Source organism: Streptomyces xantholiticus (assembly GCF_014651015.1).
Lineage (GTDB): Bacteria > Actinomycetota > Actinomycetes > Streptomycetales > Streptomycetaceae > Streptomyces > Streptomyces xantholiticus.
On record NZ_BMWB01000001.1, the window covers coordinates 46,266 to 63,591 of the forward strand.

Below are 17,326 nucleotides of genomic sequence, written 5' to 3' on the forward strand. Positions count from 1 at the left end.
CCCATCCCCCCCGGCCGTCGGTGAGGCGTCGCGGCCCCGCCCTCGTCCCCCCGGAGGCGGGGCCGCTCTCCGTGTCGTGCCGCCCGGGTCCGCAGGTGTGCCGTGCCGCCAGGCCCCGGTGGTCGCCCTCCATGGGTACCGCCGCGCGGCCCGCGTCAGGGGGGCGCGTCCTCGGGCAGCATCGGGTGGTCCGGGTGCCCAGGCGTCCTGCGTGCCGCCCTCATCTCCGCCTCGTAGAGATGGCCCACCCCGTCGGCCAGTTCCTGCCTGATCTCCTCCTCGACCAGGGCGAAGGGCCGGTAGTACGTCGCGTCGTACTCCTCGACGATCTGGAAGGTCCAGTGCCCGGGGATCACGTTCCGGCCCACGATGTCCCGCTCGACCCGCTCCGCCTGAGCACTGTGACCGGCCTGGCGCAGCAGCCGCACGGCCTCGTCGAGCTGCAGGTCCGCCGTACCCGTCAGCTGGTGGAAGGAGTACAGGTGGCCGCGGGCCCGCTCCGTCGTCTCCAGCGCCTTCGACAGGGCGCCCAGGGCGGCGACCGCGGCGTCGCTCATGCCTTCGGGGCGCCGGGGGACGGGGGGCGGCTCATGCCTCGTTCGTCTGTCCTGATCACCACTCACTCATCGCATGTCCCCGTGCAGCCGTCGTACATGCGCCGCCCTTCGAGTGATCGGGGCGCCCTCCCGGGCACCCCGTCGCCGCACGGGAAACGGCTGATTGGTGGCGTTCCGGTGGAATCGGTGCCCACAGCGGGTACCCGCCAGGGACCCGCCGCCGCCGACGGCCCCGTCACGGCCCTCCGCAAGCGGCCCGACAAGACAGCCCCCCGAGGGCCAGAAGGACAGGTGAACGCAGTGACCGCACCTCCTCAACCACAGCGGGACGAAGGGCGGCCCGTGGGGGTACGGGCATACGCCGAGGCCGAGGCGGTGGAGCGGGAGCTGCCCGCCCTGCTCTCCGACCGCGGGCATCCACCCCAGTTCCGCGCCGGGGTCACGGCGGGATACAGCTGGGCCCTGGGGCGCGAGGCCCGCTCACCCGTCACCGGAACCGGCGCCGACGGAGTGCCCGACATGGAGTTGCTGACCGCGGAGATCGACGCCGCGGTGGTACGGGAGGACGAAGCCGCGGGCGATCCCCTCACGCGGGACTACGTCCGCGGCGTGCACTCGGCGCTGGCCTGGATCTGCGGCTACAGCAACCGGCGTGTGTAGCGGGCGTGCGAAGTGGCCCTCAGGGGCAGGCGTACAGCCCGTCCCTCAGGACGGCGTCCTGCTCATACCTTCTCCGTCCGGGCGGTCACCGGCAGCTGATGCGCCTGGTGGCCACCGCTCGCCAGCATCCTGACCTCGCCGCGGTCGCTGATCTCGGCGCGTACTATCCCGGTCTCGTCCTCGTAGATCGGGCTGCCGCCCGCTCCCGACTGATCGGTGCGCCGGACCACTACCACGTCGTCCACGGCCGACGCCTGAAAAATGAGCTCGTAGCTCTCCGGATATTGCTCCATGACCGCCTCCCGGGCGCTGTGCCCGACCGGGAAATGCTGGTGCCGGCCGTGCGGCGCCCTCCTTCCATCGTCACTCCGCTCCGGGCTCGGCGCCTGTCCTGCCCGCCGGTGGCTCTCCCTGCGGACCGTTCCCGGGCGTCTGCCGGGTCCGCCGGCGCCGATACGCGTTTGGGCGGTCACTCCCGGCCATGGAAGGGTGACCCGGGTGACGACGAATGCGGACACGGGTGGGGAGCGGCTGCTCTACGGGTGCATGGGCCTGGGCGGGAGCTGGGACACGACGCCCCACGGCGCGGCGGACGTCGCCGCCGCCGAGCAGGCGATCGAGGCGGCACTCGACAGCGGGATCACGGCCTTCGACCATGCCGACATCTACCGGCACGGGAAGTCCGAGGCGGTGTTCGGTGAGGTCCTCGCCCGCGCGCCCGGGCTGCGGGAACGCATCGTCCTGCAGACGAAATGCGGCATCCGGCTCGCCGACGGCGACGTGCCGGGCATGTACGACCTGCGGGGCACGAGTATCGTCCGGCGCGTCGAGGAGAGCCTGGGCCGTCTGCGCACCGACGTGCTCGACGTGCTGCTGCTGCACCGGCCGGACCCGTTGGCCGACCCGCAGGACATCGCCGACGCCCTGACGTCACTGCACCGGCAGGGGCTGGTCCGCCGCTTCGGGGTCTCCAACATGAGCGCGGCGCAGATCTCGCTCCTGCAGGACTGCGTCGGCCTCCCCCTTGTCGCCAACCAGCTCGAGATGAGCCTTCACCGGAGGGACTGGCTCGAGGCCGGGGTGCTGGTCAACACCGCCGAGGCCGCGTCGAACGGCTTCCCGCTCGGGACCCTGGAGCACTGCCGGGCGGAGGGTGTCCGCCTGCAGGCGTGGGGCGCCCTCGCGCAGGGACGCTACACGGGCCGGGAGGAGACACCGGCGGAGCGGGCGACGGCGCGGCTCGTCGCCTCGCTCGCAGAGGCGAAGGGCACCACGCCGGAGACGGTCCTGCTGTGGTGGCTGCAGCGTCATCCGGCCCGGATCACGCCGGTCGTCGGCAGCGCGCGGCCCGAACGCATTCGTGCCTGCGGCGACGCCGCCCGGCGCGAACCCGAGCTCACCCACGAGGAGTGGTACCGGCTCTGGATCACCGCCCGCGGCGCCGCGCTTCCGTAGATCTTTCACTGGATCAGGCCGGATCGGTGAGCGCGCCCGCGCGCCCCGTCCGGTGCACTGCCGACGGCAAGGCCGGGCCGGGCGCAGCATCCGCTGAGCCCGGCCCGGCCGACTCGCCGTCAGTGACGGAAGACGTCCTTCGCCTTCTCCTTCGCCTGTCGGGCATCTCCCTTGGCCTGTTCGGCGCGGCCCTCGGCCTCGAGCCTTTCGTTGCCCACGGTGCGCCCCGCCGCCTCCTTGACCTTGCCCTTGGCCTGTTCCATCTTCGCGCGGGATTTCTTCTTGGCCACGGAATTCACATCCAAGCTGGATTCGATGTCTCTCGGCTGGTTCTCGTGTTTCCGTTGAGCCCTGGATCAAACCCGCCCTCGACAATCCGGAATCGACCTGCCACACATAACGTGATTCTCCGTGACGCTGGGGAATGGCGCAGGAGGCGCATGGGCGAACCCGCTTTGCCGAGCGGCAAGGGAAATCGATGAACGACGGTTGGCCGAGGCGGGAGTCGCTCCGGGTTTGTTCGATCTGCTGATCCGCGCCCTGCTGCCGCTTCTGCCGCCTCCCACGGCGGCTTGACCTGGTACGTCGGCGGCTGAGGCGCCGAGGCGAACGACTCGAGCGGTCACCGGGGCGGCCACGGCAGACGTGGGTGGCCGTCACTGTTCCGAAATCGAGAAAGGCCTGTCGGTAGCGCGTCCGGTCTCCCGGTGTGACGCTGGAAAAATGAGCTGGGCGTCTTGGACAACTCGCGATGTGTACACAGGGCGTGGCGGCGCTCTCACGGTGGAGGCCGGCGTCATGACGGGCAATCTCACCGTCCATACGACATGGGCCGATGGCACTGCCCAGGTCGCCCTGCAGTACACGGGCGCGACCGATTGGTTCACGATGGCGGGCAGCCCCACTCCATGCCCTTCGGAAGAAGAAAGCCGGGAACTGCATGACGCCGTCGTGCAGGCCGTCCGCGACGGGGCGGGGGCGGTGGTCCCGTCCTGGGCACCCCGGGAGGGGACGGGCCACTGAGGGGCCGCGTCCGGTTGTCGTCGGCATCTCCCGCCCCCCGGTGGGCACACTTTCCCGGCCGGGCTTCCTTGTACGGCTCCTCCGGCAGGGATCGGCTCGCCGCGTCCTTTCGACGATCAGGAGATTCACGTTGCACGGCATGTGGGCCTATTCACCCGACAGCGGCTACGACCCTGCGCTGGACCTGACCGGTTTCACGGTGGAAGCACCCGACGGGGTGCTGGGACATGTCGACCGGCAGTCCCACAGGGCGGGACGGCAGCACCTGGTGGCCGATACCGGGGCATGGGTCTTCGGCCGCAGCGTGCTGATCCCGGCGGGTTTCGTGCGGCGGATCGACGTCGCCGCGCGGACCGTCACCGTGGCCGCCACCAAGGGCCAGATCAAGAACGCCCCCCGGTTCAACATGGACAGCGAGACGACGGACAGCCGCTATCTGGACGCTGTCGCCCACTACTACGCGGGGCTCGACGTCTCGGATCCACCCCTGTGACCGGTCTTCCCCACGCGCCGAGCCGCCCGTCCTGTGCCCTCGGCGACGGTTCGACGGGCGCGGCCCACCGCGGCCGTACGGGGGGCTGTCCCGAGCCGGTAGGCGCCTTTGCCGTCGGTGGCCGGGCGCTCGGAACGGGGCTCGGGGTCGGCCCCTCGCGGCCGGTGCCGGCCGTCTCCGACGAGCTGACGAAGTCCTTCGGTGCGGCACCACGCGCGGCCTCGGCGCGGATGAGGGCGTTCAGGACGGCACACGGATGCCGGACCACGCGCCGGGGGCCACATGCTCAGCCGTCAGCCACGGCGGCGGCCGGGGCACAGGGCACTGCCCGGAACGTCTCGCCGCCCGGCCCGGCGGCCGGCGTCAGCGGCTCCGGCGGGCGGCACGCCGCTTGAGCTTGCGCCGCTCGGTCTCGCTCGTGCCGCCCCAGACGCCGAGGTCCTGTCCGGTTTCCATGGCCCAGCGCAGACACGGCTCGCGTACCGTACAGCGGTCGCAGACGGCTTTGGCCTCCGCCTCCTGCAGCAGGGCCGGTCCGGAGGTGCCGATGGGGAAGAAGAGGTCGGGGTCCTCGTCGCGGCATGCCGCTTCGTCACGCCAGTCGTCCATGTCTGCCTCGCAATCGTGAGTGGCGCCGGGTGTCGGCGGTTGATGTGCACGTCCTGTTCGGGTGGCCGCCACACGGGCGTTGAAACGGGGCGGTCGGCAGGTTCCCCGAGCGGGGCGTCACGACAGGTGCGGCCGTTCGGGTCCCGTGCCCGGAACGCGCGACGTCGTCCGCGCGTTGGCTGGGTGAGCGCCGTGCGGCGCGCAGAACGACCCGAGCGACATGAACAGAAGCCGAGGTGGCACCAGTGGCAATGTGGGACCGGATCAAGGACCAGGCCAAGAGTCTGCAGCAGGCCCAGGGCACCCGGAGCACGGGCGGTCACGGGCCCGGCTCGCACTCCGCCGGCGGCTCGCGTGCCCAGCTGGTGAACACGTTGAAGTCGCAACTCACTTCTTTGAAGGCGGAGTTGAAGAGCGGTGCCTTCAGGGACGCGAGCATGGCCATGTGCGCGCTGGTGGCGGCAGCCGACGGGCATGTGGACGCGGCGGAGCGGCAGCACGTGGAGTCGCTGATCCTCACCAACGACGTCCTGCAGAACTTCCCCGCGGACCAGTTGCGCCAGCGGTTCAACAAGCATGCCGACCAGCTCTCGGCCAACTTCCTGCTGGGCAAGGCGGGAGTGATGCAGGAGATCGCCAAGGCCGCGAAGAAGCCGACGGAGGCGAGGGCCGTCGTCCAGACCGGCATCGTCATCGCCGGTGCGGACGGCTATGTCGAGCCGGCGGAGCTGGAGGTCATCCGGGAGGCCTGCGCCGCGCTGGGCCTGTCCCCCACGGAGTTCGGCATCTGACAGCACGCCGCTGTCGCCGGTGCCCGCGGTCTCGTCAGGAGTCCCGCGAGCACCGGCGCGCATCGACGCCATGGGCGGTCAGCGACGGGGCGGAGTTCCTTGCGCGGCAACGCGCTTCACGGTGCCAGACGCTGTGCGCAGCCCGTCGGCGGCTCCCAGTGGTCGCGGGTGTATCCGTGGTGCGGCCCGCGACGCGGTCGTCGCCGGGCAGTCGCAGAGCGCTCATGCGAGACGGTCAAGCCCTTCTCGTCGTACCGGGTGGGCGAATTCCGCGCCGGAGGCCCAACGGGCGACCTCGGCTACGGCCAGCTCTGCGAGCCGCCCCCATTCGTTGCCCAGTGAGCCGGCGAGGTGCGGGGTGATCGTGACGTTGTCGCACGTCCACAACGGGTGGTCGGGCGGCAGCACTTCGGGGTCGGTGACGTCCAGTACGGCCCGCAGCCGGCCCTGAACGGCCGCCTCGGTGAGTGCGTCCTGGTCGACGACGGCGCCGCGGGCGGTGTTGATGAGGACCGCGTCGGGCCGCATGGCACCGATCAGTTCCCGGTTGACGAGGCCGTGGGTGGCAGGCAGCAGCGGCGTGTGGACGCTGACGACGTCGCTGCGGCTGAACAGCTCGCCGATGCCGACGGACCGCACGCCGAGCAGCGCCGCGTCCTCGTCGCTGATGTACGGATCGTGCAGCAGCACCTCGAAGTCGTAGGGACGCAGCAGCTCGATCACGCGGCGCCCGATCATGGAGGCGGACAGAATGCCGACGGTCCGGCCGAAGTTGCCGACGTCGCGGGGCGTCGCCGGCAGGTCGGGCCGCCGGCGCTCGGCGCGCAGCTTCCGGGCGCTCTCCAGGGCTCGCTTGCCGCTGAGCAGGATCATGGCGACGGTGTACTCGGCAACCGGCAGGGCGTTGGCGGCGGCCGCGGAGGACACCACGATGCCGCGCTCCCAGCAGGCTTCGGTGATGTGCCCGCGTACGGAACCGGCGGCGTGGACGACGGCCCGCAGCCGAGGTGCGGCAGCGAGCGCTGCGGCGTCCAGCGGCGGGCAGCCCCATCCGGTGACCAGGACCTCGGCGTCGGCGAGGACGTCGCGTGCCCGCTCGGTGGAGAAGTCGTCGAGGGCGGGGCCGTGGGCAAGGTCGCAGACCTCGCGGAGGGCGGCCAGGGCGGCGGGGTCGAGCACCGCGGCGGTTGCGTCGGCCGTCATGGCGAGTGCGGCGCGGGGGCGGTCGGCGGAGCGGGGGGCGGCACTGGTGGTGCGGGGCATCTCTCTCCTGGTACGAGTCGTCAAACCCGGTACGACTCGTCGAAACGGGCCGGCTACTTGACGGCTCCCGCCGTGAGCCCGGGGACATGGCCGCGGCCGGAGGTCCTTTGGCAGGAACACTTCCCGGTGGCTGCGCAACGTGGACCAGAAGGTGACGCGGGTGGCCCTGGTCCTGCTCGCGAGCGGTCGCGAGCCCTTTGCGCGGGCGTCGAGGGCTCAGCCGCTGGTCTCCTCGGGCGCCGGCGTTCCCGGGCCGCTCACTCCCGGCGATCCGGGGAGTCCGGCCCCGGCCTCGTCCTCATCGGGGACGTCCTCGCGGTCCTCCGCGGACTCCCCGTGATCGCCGTCCGTCCCCCGCGGCCGGCCCTCCTCCCCTGCCCGCGGCGCCTCCGCACCGGCCTGCTGATCGGGCATGTCGCGCGGCAGCGGCTCGTCGCTGTCCTCGAAGCCTTCCGGGCGGTACTCGTCGCTCATGGCGGCCTCCCTCGTGGTGTGTGCGTGGCGTGATCGGCACGCTCCACGGGTACCCGCCCGGCCTTTGCCGACACGGGCAGCGACGACCGCACTCTTCCGGTCGGAGTGGGAGCAGCTGCCGCTGACCGGCCGCAGGAGCCGATGACATCCGTCGCCGAAGGAACCCCGCCGCGACGGGGGAGGCGCGGCGGGGCCCAGTTGGCCTATGCCCAGGTGGCGACGGTCCATGCCTGCAGATCAGGGCCGGCACCTCAGGCCCTTTCCGTGAGGCGGGTCAGCATCCGGCCACCGGCCCGTCCTGCACCCTCGGCAGCGTCCCGGCGAACGCCGGTGAGATGCGTCAGCCAAGAGGTCCGGACCGGCGGGGGTTGTGTGCGGGCTCAGCGACCGTTCCTGAGGCCCGCGGGCTCCGGTGTCCTCAGCCCCCGGCAGTCCTGCGGACACAGGCGGCCACCACGTCCCGCAGACTGCCCGTACGGTGCATCAGGGCGCGCTGGAAGAGAGCTCCGTTGCCGGTCTTCCGCAGCGCATCCACCGCCTCCTCCACCTGGCGCGCATCGCCCGAGTCCTCAAGGGCGTCCCTGACGTGGTCGACCAGCGCCCGGACCACGTCGGGCGCGGGCTCGGGGCGCATGGTGAGCGGATGGATCAGCTGCTTCTCCAAGCCGGAGCGACCCGCCCGCCACGAGGCCAGACGCAGCAGACCGATGCCGTGCGGTACGGGCGGCAGACCCGCGCGCCACTCGCGGGCCGCGGTCTCGACCAGCCCGCGGACGAGGGCGGCGACGAGCACGGTGGCGGCCGGATCCAGGCAGACGTCGGCCACCCGGATCTCCACGGTCGGGTAGGTGTAGGAGAGCCGGGCGTCGAAGTAGATCATGCCCCGGTCACGCAGGGCGCCGGTGCCGACCATCGCGGACACCTGCTCGTGGTAGCGCTCCGCCGATCCGAAGAGCTCCACCGGCCCGGCCGACGGCCAGCGGCCCCAGACCCTGCTTCGGTAGCTCGAGTAACCGCTGTCCCTGCCCTGCCAGAAGGGCGAATTCGCGCTGATCGCCACCAGGACGGAGAGCCACGGACGGATCCGGTCGAGGACCGCGACGCCCTCTTCGTCGGAGTCGACCGACACATGGACGTGGCAGCCGCAGGTGAGTTGTTCCTGTGTGGTCAGCGCGAACTCCTCGGCCATCCAGCCGTACCGCTCACCTGCTGCTAGCGAGGGGCTGACGGGCAGCGGCGACGTCGCCAGGGCGGCGACCGCCGCGCCCAACCGTTCGGCGTGACGGGCGGCCTCCGCGCGCCAGCGGACGATCTCCTCGCCGAGATCGTCCATCGAAGTCCGCGGGATCGTGGCGAACTCGAGCTGCTCCCGCTGCAGCTCCGCCTCGAACACCTGCTGGACGTCCCCGCCCTCCTGCCCGGCCGCCGCGAGCACGGCCGCGGACAGTGCTCGCGGTTCCCCGGAGTCGGGATCCACGAGGAGAAGCTCCTCCTCCACGCCCACGGTGCGCACGTCCATCACTTCCCTCCAGCGGCCGAAGTCGAGATTTCTCATGTGCCCTGACATGCGGACTCGATGCGCGCCCGGCCGAGCCAGGCGGGTCCACAGGACCGCACGTCTCTTCTGCCCGGCCGACCGGACACGATGTCCCTGGCCGGGTCGCGGAGGGACAGCGTCGCGTAGGGCGTCGTTCTGGGGGCAGACGCACGGTATGGAGCACTTCGTCCGGCCGCCGGAGCAGCACATGCCACGCCATCGCCTCGCCACCCGCGCCCTGTGCGCTGCGGACCCGTACCGCGCCGCGCCGAGACCTCCGGGCGGCGCCCGCGGCAGGGAACCGGCGCCGTGATACCGGGCGCGGCGGGCGCCGTGGCTCTGGTGGCCGCCGTACTGCTGCCGACGCTGCTCCTCGGACTGGTGGTCGCGCTGGACCGCTACGAGGAGCGTCTGTTCTCGGCGCACGCCGCACGGCGGCACCATGCCGGCCGGCATTCGCGGCCCCGCGGACGCCGCTCTGCGCAAGGACGCGGCTCGTCCGCGCCGCGTCGCACCGCCGGCGCCGGCCCCCGTTCCACGGCCGGCGGCCCACCGGCGACGATCCGGTCGAAGCCGCCTGTCGTGACGCCGTGACGACGATCGAACCCTCGCGCACGGCCCTCGTACCGATCGACGTGATGGACCGGATCGTGGCGTTGCCCTGCCCCCTCAGCGGCGACGATGTCGTCCGCAACGCCACTCACCTGCCGACGCCCACGGGTACACGCTGCTCTTCGCCGAGGACGTGAGGGCGGCGTTCACGGCGGAGGAGCGCACCATGACCTTGTGCTCATGTCGGAGAGATCACCGACACCGCGTCGGCGCCGGCCGGACTCGAGGCCGCACCCGCCCGGCAGTAGCCGACACTCGCCCCGGAGCGGGACACCACGCGCTGCGCGCGCCCCGTTTGCGGGCATTTCTGCGGCACCGGAGGGTAGGCGGGGACGGCCCACGGAGGCAGAGACGCACAGCGAGGAGGAGTCGGTCGTGCCCGAGCAGAATGACGAGGCCAGAAACCCGGTGTCGAAGCATCCGGAACCGGAGTTCCCCCAGCAGGAGCAGGAGCACCCCGGCTGGACCGGGCCGATGGATCCGCCGCCGGACCACGGCGAGAAGAGCTACCGGGGCAGTGGTCTGCTCCGCGACCTCAAAGCGGTGCTGACGGGCGGCGACTCGGGCATCGGCCGGGCGGTCGCGCTGGCCTTCGCGCGCGAGGGCGCCGATGTGCTCTTCACGCACCTCCCCGAGGAGGAGAAGGAGGCGGCGCAGACGCGCGCGCTCGTCGAGGACGCCGGACGCAAGGCGGTGGCCGTGCCCTGCGACATCCGCGAGGAGGACCAGTGCCGGCAGCTCGTCGACCGCGCCGTGACCGAGTTCGGGCACATCGACATCCTGGTCAACAACGCCGCCTACCAGATGTCGCAGCCGGACGGGATCGGCGCGATCACCACGGAGCAGTTCGACCGGGTCGTGCGCACGAACCTGTACGGCATGTTCTGGCTGTCCAAGATGTCCCTGCCCCATATGCGCCGGGGCGGATGCATCATCAACTCCACGTCTGTGCAGGCCTACAAGCCCAGCCCGCATCTGCTCGACTACGCGATGACGAAGGGCGCGATCGTCACCTTCACCCAAGGCCTCGCGCAGATGGTCGCGTCGGACGGGATCCGCGTCAACGCCGTCGCGCCGGGTCCCGTATGGACGCCCCTGATCCCCGCGACCATGCCGGACACCGCCGAGTTCGGCAAGAACTCACCGTTCGGACGTCCCGCGCAGCCCGCGGAGATGGCACCCGCCTATGTCTTCCTGGCGTCACCGCAGGCGAGTTACATCACGGCCGAGATCGTCAACGCGACGGGCGGGACTCCGCTGCCCTGACTTTGTGGGCGCCAACCTGCCTGCCCACGAGGAAAGTCGGGGCCGGTACCACGGCGGACGCTCAGGCGGGCGGAGTTTGGACCAGCCGTCACCGGAAACCCGCGCATGACATCGAGAACGCCGCGCTCCACGAGGGCCACATGCACTCGGCGCGGCGGACCGAAGCCCTGTGAGGAGGTCCGGACGACATGACTGTTGTCCAGGCACAGCAGACCGGCAGCCGCGGTGGTGGAACCAGCGGACTGTACGACGTACTCGAGCTCGTCCTCGACCGGGGGCTCGTGATCGACGCTTTCGTGCGAGTCTCGCTGGTCGGCATCGAGATACTGAAGATCGACGTACGTGTGGTCGTCGCGAGCGTCGACACGTATCTGCGGTTCGCGGAGGCGTGCAACCGCCTCGACCTGGAGGCCGGGGCGAGGAAGAGCCCCGGCCTGCCGGAGATCGTGGGAGGCATCACCGAGTCCGGTGCCGCATCCGGCGCGAGCGACAAGTCCAAGGGGGCGCTGTCGGGCCTCGCACAGACCGTTTCCGACGCCTTCCAGCAGGGACGCGAGGGGTCGCAGGACGACTCGGGGCAGGAGGAGAAGCCGCGTGCGCGGCGCGCCTCCCCGAACTCGAAATCCGCGAAGTCCGAGGCCGCGCCGCGTACCCGGCGCACCGCATCGGCCCGCGGGAAGGACGAGGAGGAGTGAGCGCCACATGAACAGCCGACTGGCCGTGGGACTCGCGGTGGGAGCGGGCTATCTGCTGGGCCGTACGAAGAAGGCGAAGCTGGCGTTCGCCGTGGGAACCGTGGTGCTCGGCAGGAAGCTGGAGCTGAGCCCGCAGGGCGTGGCCCGCCTGGTGACGTCCCAGCTGCAGCAGAATCCGCAGTTCAAGGAGATCGGGGACCAGCTCCGCGAGGACATCCGCGGGGTGGGCCACGCGGCCACCGGTGCGCTGGTCAACCGTCAGTTGAGCGGTCTGGCGGACCGGCTGCACGACCGCACGCTGAATGTGCGGGACAGGACGGCGGGTCCGGTGCCGCACGGCGACGACGACACGGCCGGCGAGGACCGGGCCGATCGGAACGAGGCGGACCGGCGCGAGGACTCGGAGGACTCCGGCACCTCCGGCGAAACCGCGGAGGAACGGCCCCGTAAGAGGACGGCGTCCGCACCGCGCAAGACCGCCCCGACTGCGAAGAAGGCCGCGCCGAAGAAGAAGACCGCCAAGAAGACGACGACGGCGAAGAGGGCGGCAGACGCGAAGAAGACGTCACCGGCAGCCGGCAGGCGGGCTCCGCGGCGGGCGACCGGCGCGAGGGGAGGCCGGTCCCGTGACTGACAACGGCTCCGCGAAGGGCGGACTGCTCGGCAGTGTGGACAGCGAGGTGACGGACCGCCTCCAGGAGGAGCTCAGGAGCTACCTGCTCGCCCACGGCGAGCGGATGCTGACGGGCCTCGGCCGCAAGCTGGGCGAAGGCACCTCGAAGCTCGAGGGCATCGCGCAGGGCAGCAGTCCCGGGTTCGCCCGGCTCGCGGCCGACGGCGGACGCAAACTCGCCGAAGGCAAGGGGCCGGTGCGCAGCGCCGTCGAGCTGGGCGCGGGGCGGCTGAAGGACACCGCGGCCGACACGGTGAAGGGCCTGCTCGGCGGCATACGCGGCAGAAGGGGCGGCGGCGGGCAGAATCCCACCGTCATCCTGGAATCCGTGGACGTCGGCGTGCCGGTCCGCGAGGCGTACAACCAGTGGACGCGCTACCAGGACTTCCCCACATTCGCGCGTGGCGTCAAGAGCGCTTCACCGGTCGACGACACCAGTTCCGACTGGAACCTCAAGGTCCTCTGGTCGAACCGCAGTTGGAAGGCGCGCACCACGGAGCAGATTCCCGATTCCCGGATCTGCTGGACGTCGGAGGGCGCCAAAGGGACGGCCAAGGGTGTGGTGACGTTCCATCCGCTGGGCGACAGCCTGACGCGGGTGCTGCTGATCATCGAGTACTACCCCAAGGGGCTGTTCGAGAAGACCGGCAACATCTGGCGTGCGCAGGGCCGGCGGGTGCGTCTGGACCTCAAGCACTTCGCCCGCCATGTGTCCCTCCGCGGCGCGCCGGCCGAGGGCCGGCGCGCAGAGATCAGCGACGGAGAGGTCGTCCGCACCCACGAGGACGTGGTGGCCGAGGAGGAGGGCGAGGTGGAGCCGCTGGACGAGACGTACGACGACGAGGAGTACGAATACGAGGCGGAGCCCGAGCCCGATGCCCTGGCCGACGAGGACGAGGCGGAGCCGACTGCGGCGGACGCCGTGGACGCAGACGCTGACGCTGACGACGCGGAGTACGACGGGGAAGAAGAGCCGTACGACGAGGAGCCGGAACCCGCGGGCCGGGGCGCCGGTTCCCGGACCGCGCGCTGACGGTCCGGCAGGGCGGGCTCCCGCCGTGGCGATCCCCCGCGAACCTGGCTCCCGCACCGGAGCAGGTCATACGCGGATGGAGCCCTCGCCCGTCCACCCCGGAAGGCGCATGGATCAACGGGCGGGGTCGAGAAGGATCTTGCGAACGCCGTCGGCGCGGCTGTTGAACAGTTCGTACGCTGCGGGGCCCTCGGAGAGGCCGAGGCGGTGGGAGACCACGACCTCCGGGGTGATACGGCCGGCTTGGGTGAGGGCGAGCAGAGTAGGGAGTTCGTAGTGGACGGAGCACAGTCCGATGGCGAACTCCAGCTCCTTGACCTGGGCCAGCCCCATGTGGAAGGGAAAGTCCTTGGTCTGGCTGACCCCGATCACGCTGACCCGTCCGGCCTGCCTGACGGCTTTGAGGGCCAGTTCGATGGTGGCGTCCGAGCCCACGGCCTCTACCACGGCGTCCGGTCCGCGCCCTGCGGTCATCTCCCGTATGACCGTCCGTGCGTCCTCGCCTTCGACCGGCTCGACGCCCAGGGTGGATGCGAAGGCGCGGCGCTCCGCGACCAGATCCGCGCCCAGCACACGGGCGGCGCCCATCGCGAAGGCGGATTGGGCGGCCATGAGGCCGACCGGGCCGAGGCCGATGACGAGGACCGTCTCGCCGGGCCGGATGCGGGCGCGGCGGCAGCCGTACCAGGCCGTGGGGGCGTTGTCCGTGAGGACCACGGCGGCTTCGTCCGAGATGCCCTCGGGCAGGTGCACCAGGTTGACATCGGCGTAGGGCACCGCCAGGGCCTGGCCCTGGCTGCCCGGGAGTTGCGGACTCACGCCGTAGCAGAGGTCCGTCATGGTCTTGGCACGTTCGCACCGGGCGGTGAACCCGGCCGCACAGGCCCGGCAGCGGGTGCAGCCGACCGAGGCGGGGACCAGGACCCGGTCACCGGCCTTGAAGCGGGTGACCTGGTCGCCGGTGTCGACGACCACGCCGACGCACTCGTGTCCCGGTGTGTAGCCGAGTTCCGGGCTGAACGGGTTGCCGCGGTAGATGTGCAGGTCGCTGCCGCAGATACCCGCCGCGGTGACCTGGATGACCGCGTCGGTCGGGCTGGTGACGGCCGGGTCGGGGACGTCCCCGTAGCGGATGTCGTGGCGACCTTGGTAGGTCAGTGCCTTCACCGGATGTCTTCCTCTCCTCATGCGCTGCTCGCCGGGACCTTGAGCACCAGCTTGCTGTGGTCGGCTGGTCGGGCCGGCCGGCGCAGCCTTCAGGCTGCTCGTCGCCGCGAACCGACGCGCCATGCAGGACATACCGTCCAGTCGGTACGACGCCGTGAGCCTACGGTGTCGCCTGCGCCGGGGGCAAGGGAATCGTGGTGCGACGTAGGACGCAGACGACTTAGGTCAGAGGTTCGGCCAGGCACGGGATTCGGATGCACTGCCCAGGGGCTTTCGGTCACCTGGCGCAGTCAGGCCGCGCGGGCGCGGAGGCGGCGCAGCATTCGCGGGTCCTCGAAACCGACCGAGCGGGCGGCGGCGTCGATCGTCGCGCCGTGGCTGATCAGGTGCTGGGCGCGTTCGAGGCGGAGTGTCTGCTGGTAGCGCAGTGGGGTGAGCCCGGTGGCGCGGCTGAAGAGGCGGGTCAGGGTGCGTTCGCTCACACCGACGGCCGAGGCCAGTGTCGGCAGGGGAAGCGGTTGGTCGAAGCGGGCGTCGATGAGGTCCTGGGCGCGGTGCACGGTGTCGTCGAGGTGGGACCGACACCGGAGCATCGCGCTGGACTGCGGCTCATGGCCGTTGCGGCGAGCGTAGACGACCATGTCCCGGGCCACCTGGGCTGCGGCGGCGGGGCCGTGCCGGGTCGCGACCAGGTGGAGGGCCAGATCGATGCCGCTGGCGATGCCGGCCGAGGTGATCACCCGGTCGTCGGCGGTGAACAGGACGTCACGGACGACCACCGCCCTGGGGTGGCGCAGGGCCAGCTCCTCCTGCACGTCGTGGTGGGTGGTGCAGTGGCGGCCGTCGAGCAGGCCGGCCCGACCGAGCGCCTCGGCTCCGGCGCAGACGCTGGCCACCGTCCCGCCCCTCGCGTGATGGTCCCGGAGGACCTGTAGGGAGGCGGCGCCGATGACGGGGCCGTCGGCCAGGGCGTCTGTCCGCCAGCCGGGCACCAGGATCAGATCCTCAGGCCCGAGTTCTGGCCAGTCGAGCCCGGCCACCAGCGGCAGCCCCTGGGCGGTGGGGACCTGTGGCTGCTCGGCGACGTAGGCGAGCGTGTAGGGGTGCCCGAAGTCGGCGGCGCTGGAGAAGACCTGCGCGGGGCCGGCCAGATCCAGCAAATGGACTCCGGGCACCAGGAAGAAGACGATGTGACTCACGATTCGGTCATCATGCCTGAAGTCCTGTCGCGGCCTCCAGCTGGTCGAGGGTCGTGATGGTGGCGAAGCGTCCGGCGAGGGCGTACTCGGTGCGTCTGACGACCTCTTCGGCAGACAGCGTGCGAGGGTCGGCCAGCAGCTCGGCGACGCTCTGGTCGGCGGGAGCGTCGCGGTGCGGGATGGGATTGGTCGCGGTCGCGTCGATGACGAAGGTGACCTGGTAGCCGAGGTCGGCGGCGACGCGGGTGGTGGTCTCCACGCACTGCTCGGTGCGGATGCCGCAGACGGTGAGTTCGCGGACACCGCGCTCGGTGAGGAGTTGCTGCAAGTTGGTGGTGGTGAAGGCGTTGTGCGAGGTCTTGTGGATCAGCGGCTCTCCATCCACCCGCTCCAGCTCCTCCATCAGCCGGACATGGCCGGAGGCCGGGTCGAAGACGGTGCCGGTGCCGGGCTCGGAGTGCAGTACCCACACGACCAGGTCCCCGGCGTGCCGGGAGAGCCGGACCAGGCGGTTCACCTGGTCGGCGATCTTCAGGTCGGAGGTGGTTTCCCACAGCGGACGGGCGCGGAAGGACTCCTGGACATCGATGACGATCAGTGCTCGGGTCATGCCCCAAGACTGAACCGCGCGGGCGGGGCGGCGACAGGCCGCATCGGGTCCGGCAGCGGACCGATCCGGTCATCGGCAGGTCCTGGACTGTTTCGTCGACCCGCCTGGCCGAGTTCCAGTTTGCGGACGCTCGGCCGGCCTCACGCCGAGCCGACGGGGGCGCGCGCCCGTCGGCTAGCCGAGCTCGCCGTGCAGCAGCCCGAGCAGCCGTGCCACCTCGGTGGCGACGGCGTCACGGGCGGGGCCGAGGTACTTGCGGGGATCGGCGGTCTCCGGGTGGGCCTCCAAATAGGTGCGGGCGGCCCGGGTGAAGGCCTTGTTCAGGTGGGTGGAGACATTGACCTTCGTCATTCCCGCCTCGACGGCCTTGGCGAGGCCCGCGTCCCCGACTCCGGAGGAGCCGTGCAGGACGAGCGGCACGCTCACGGCGTCCCGCAGCCGGCTGATGAGCGCGAAGTCGAGGACGGCGTCCCGGGTGAGCATGGCGTGCGAGCTGCCCACGGCCACCGCGAGGGCATCGACGGCGGTGGCGGCGACGAAGTCGCGCGCCTCGTCGGGGTCGGTGCGTACGCCGGGTGCGTGCGCACCGTCCTTGCCTCCGACCTCGCCGAGTTCCCCCTCGACCCATACGTTGCAGGCGTGGCAGTGGTCCGTGATCTCCCGTGTCGTCGCCACGTTCTTCCCGTACGGGAGCCTGGAGGCATCGAACATGACGGACGTGAAACCCAGTTCGACTGCCTCGTGCACCAGGTCCGCGGACTCGGCGTGGTCGAGGTGGACGGCGACCGGGGCGTTCGACGCGCGGGCGACGGCGAGGGTTGCGAGCCCGATCGGACCCAACGCGCCGTGATAGCGGGCGGTGTTCTGGCTGATCTGCAGGATCACGGGCCGCCCCGCGGCCTCCGCCCCGCTCACGATGGCCTCGGCGTGCTCGAGCTGCACCACGTTGAACGCCCCGACACCGACGCCGCCCCGGGCAGCGGAACGCACGATCTCGTCCGTGGGCGTGAGCGGCATGGACTTCCTCCACGAGTACGGCGGTACGGAAACGGCGGTAGGTGCCGACGTCGAAGTCGCCGGCCACGGGACAGGGGACGGCGGCGGCCGACAGCGCCACGGCTTCTGGCAGAACGCCGGGCCACGGCGCGCCGGTTGCAAGCCCCGCCGCGATCGCGGATGACGCATGCGTCGTCCGCCCCGGTGAGGTTC

The 17,326-nt window shown here is 71.3% G+C and carries 22 protein-coding genes; 11 read left to right on the forward strand and 11 right to left on the reverse strand.

The features are described from left to right. Positions 1-155 precede the first annotated feature (155 nt). Complete coding sequence (locus tag IE198_RS00225) at positions 156-557, reverse strand: hypothetical protein (RefSeq protein WP_189881410.1); 402 nt, start codon at positions 555-557, stop codon at positions 156-158. A 300-nt stretch (positions 558-857) separates the two neighbouring features. Here IE198_RS00225 and IE198_RS00230 point away from each other — a divergent pair, with 300 nt between their 5' ends. Beyond that, positions 858-1,217, forward strand: coding sequence for a hypothetical protein (locus IE198_RS00230; protein WP_189881412.1), 360 nt, complete (start codon positions 858-860; stop codon positions 1,215-1,217). 62 nt (positions 1,218-1,279) lie between these two features. Here IE198_RS00230 and IE198_RS00235 read toward each other — a convergent pair whose 3' ends face one another. Continuing rightward, complete coding sequence (locus IE198_RS00235) at positions 1,280-1,510, reverse strand: DUF6296 family protein (protein WP_189881414.1); 231 nt, start codon at positions 1,508-1,510, stop codon at positions 1,280-1,282. Positions 1,511-1,715: 205 nt separating this feature from the next. Here IE198_RS00235 and IE198_RS00240 point away from each other — a divergent pair, with 205 nt between their 5' ends. Then, positions 1,716-2,672: an aldo/keto reductase gene (locus tag IE198_RS00240; protein WP_229833649.1), complete on the forward strand. Its 957-nt coding sequence runs from the start codon at positions 1,716-1,718 to the stop codon at positions 2,670-2,672. Positions 2,673-2,791: 119 nt separating this feature from the next. Here the strand turns inward: IE198_RS00240 and IE198_RS00245 are convergent, their stop codons facing one another. Then, complete coding sequence (locus tag IE198_RS00245; RefSeq protein ID WP_100111556.1) at positions 2,792-2,935, reverse strand: CsbD family protein; 144 nt, start codon at positions 2,933-2,935, stop codon at positions 2,792-2,794. Between the two features lie 460 nt (positions 2,936-3,395). Here IE198_RS00245 and IE198_RS00250 point away from each other — a divergent pair, with 460 nt between their 5' ends. Together IE198_RS00250 and IE198_RS00255 are read left to right on the forward strand one after the other, a co-directional pair. Next, on the forward strand, positions 3,396-3,695 hold the full coding sequence (locus IE198_RS00250) for a hypothetical protein (RefSeq protein ID WP_189881416.1): 300 nt from the start codon (positions 3,396-3,398) through the stop codon (positions 3,693-3,695). Between the two features lie 139 nt (positions 3,696-3,834). Continuing rightward, complete coding sequence (locus IE198_RS00255; protein ID WP_229833650.1) at positions 3,835-4,188, forward strand: PRC-barrel domain containing protein; 354 nt, start codon at positions 3,835-3,837, stop codon at positions 4,186-4,188. 363 nt (positions 4,189-4,551) lie between these two features. On the opposite strand, the gene IE198_RS00260 is transcribed toward IE198_RS00255, so the two are convergent. Continuing rightward, positions 4,552-4,797: a WhiB family transcriptional regulator gene (locus tag IE198_RS00260; RefSeq protein ID WP_189881420.1), complete on the reverse strand. Its 246-nt coding sequence runs from the start codon at positions 4,795-4,797 to the stop codon at positions 4,552-4,554. 245 nt (positions 4,798-5,042) lie between these two features. On the opposite strand from IE198_RS00260, the gene IE198_RS00265 reads away from it, so the two are divergent. Then, the gene (locus IE198_RS00265) at positions 5,043-5,588 is read left to right on the forward strand and encodes a tellurite resistance TerB family protein (protein ID WP_189882713.1); all 546 of its coding nucleotides are present in this window, start codon (positions 5,043-5,045) and stop codon (positions 5,586-5,588) included. A gap of 222 nt (positions 5,589-5,810) precedes the next feature. Here IE198_RS00265 and IE198_RS00270 read toward each other — a convergent pair whose 3' ends face one another. From IE198_RS00270 to IE198_RS00280, 3 genes are all read right to left on the reverse strand, one after another. Then, a complete protein-coding gene (locus IE198_RS00270) occupies positions 5,811-6,851 on the reverse strand; it encodes a hydroxyacid dehydrogenase (RefSeq protein WP_189881421.1) in 1,041 nt (346 codons plus the stop codon). Between the two features lie 216 nt (positions 6,852-7,067). Next, positions 7,068-7,325 (reverse strand): hypothetical protein, encoded by a 258-nt coding sequence (locus IE198_RS00275; protein WP_189881422.1) that lies wholly within the window; start codon positions 7,323-7,325, stop codon positions 7,068-7,070. A 418-nt stretch (positions 7,326-7,743) separates the two neighbouring features. Beyond that, positions 7,744-8,880 (reverse strand): glutamate--cysteine ligase 2, encoded by a 1,137-nt coding sequence (locus IE198_RS00280; RefSeq protein ID WP_229833651.1) that lies wholly within the window; start codon positions 8,878-8,880, stop codon positions 7,744-7,746. 291 nt (positions 8,881-9,171) lie between these two features. Here IE198_RS00280 and IE198_RS00285 point away from each other — a divergent pair, with 291 nt between their 5' ends. The 6 genes from IE198_RS00285 to IE198_RS00305 all read left to right on the forward strand — a co-directional run bounded on the left by IE198_RS00285 (position 9,172) and on the right by IE198_RS00305 (position 13,141). Further along, complete coding sequence (locus IE198_RS00285; protein ID WP_189881423.1) at positions 9,172-9,456, forward strand: hypothetical protein; 285 nt, start codon at positions 9,172-9,174, stop codon at positions 9,454-9,456. Continuing rightward, entirely contained in the window at positions 9,453-9,611 is a 159-nt protein-coding gene (locus IE198_RS00290; RefSeq protein WP_189881424.1) for a hypothetical protein, read from the forward strand. The genes IE198_RS00285 and IE198_RS00290 overlap by 4 nt, the downstream gene beginning before the upstream one ends. Before the next feature lie 238 nt (positions 9,612-9,849). Beyond that, on the forward strand, positions 9,850-10,740 hold the full coding sequence (locus tag IE198_RS00295; RefSeq protein WP_189881425.1) for an SDR family oxidoreductase: 891 nt from the start codon (positions 9,850-9,852) through the stop codon (positions 10,738-10,740). Positions 10,741-10,928: 188 nt separating this feature from the next. After that, entirely contained in the window at positions 10,929-11,435 is a 507-nt protein-coding gene (locus IE198_RS00300) for a gas vesicle structural protein GvpA (RefSeq protein ID WP_189881426.1), read from the forward strand. A 7-nt stretch (positions 11,436-11,442) separates the two neighbouring features. Continuing rightward, a complete protein-coding gene (locus tag IE198_RS34835) occupies positions 11,443-12,069 on the forward strand; it encodes a DNA primase (RefSeq protein WP_229833652.1) in 627 nt (208 codons plus the stop codon). Continuing rightward, positions 12,062-13,141: an SRPBCC family protein gene (locus IE198_RS00305; RefSeq protein WP_229833653.1), complete on the forward strand. Its 1,080-nt coding sequence runs from the start codon at positions 12,062-12,064 to the stop codon at positions 13,139-13,141. The genes IE198_RS34835 and IE198_RS00305 overlap by 8 nt, the downstream gene beginning before the upstream one ends. 114 nt (positions 13,142-13,255) lie before the next feature. Here IE198_RS00305 and IE198_RS00310 read toward each other — a convergent pair whose 3' ends face one another. From IE198_RS00310 to IE198_RS00325, 4 genes are all read right to left on the reverse strand, one after another. Beyond that, positions 13,256-14,308 (reverse strand): alcohol dehydrogenase catalytic domain-containing protein, encoded by a 1,053-nt coding sequence (locus tag IE198_RS00310; RefSeq protein WP_189881430.1) that lies wholly within the window; start codon positions 14,306-14,308, stop codon positions 13,256-13,258. Positions 14,309-14,598: 290 nt separating this feature from the next. Next, positions 14,599-15,507: a GlxA family transcriptional regulator gene (locus IE198_RS00315; RefSeq protein WP_189881432.1), complete on the reverse strand. Its 909-nt coding sequence runs from the start codon at positions 15,505-15,507 to the stop codon at positions 14,599-14,601. A 10-nt stretch (positions 15,508-15,517) separates the two neighbouring features. Continuing rightward, positions 15,518-16,117 carry an isochorismatase family protein gene (locus tag IE198_RS00320; RefSeq protein ID WP_189881434.1) on the reverse strand — a complete coding sequence of 200 codons (600 nt, stop codon included), beginning with the start codon at positions 16,115-16,117 and terminating at the stop codon, positions 15,518-15,520. A gap of 174 nt (positions 16,118-16,291) precedes the next feature. Continuing rightward, entirely contained in the window at positions 16,292-17,134 is an 843-nt protein-coding gene (locus IE198_RS00325) for a class II fructose-bisphosphate aldolase (protein WP_189881435.1), read from the reverse strand. Between the last annotated feature and the right edge of the window lie 192 nt (positions 17,135-17,326).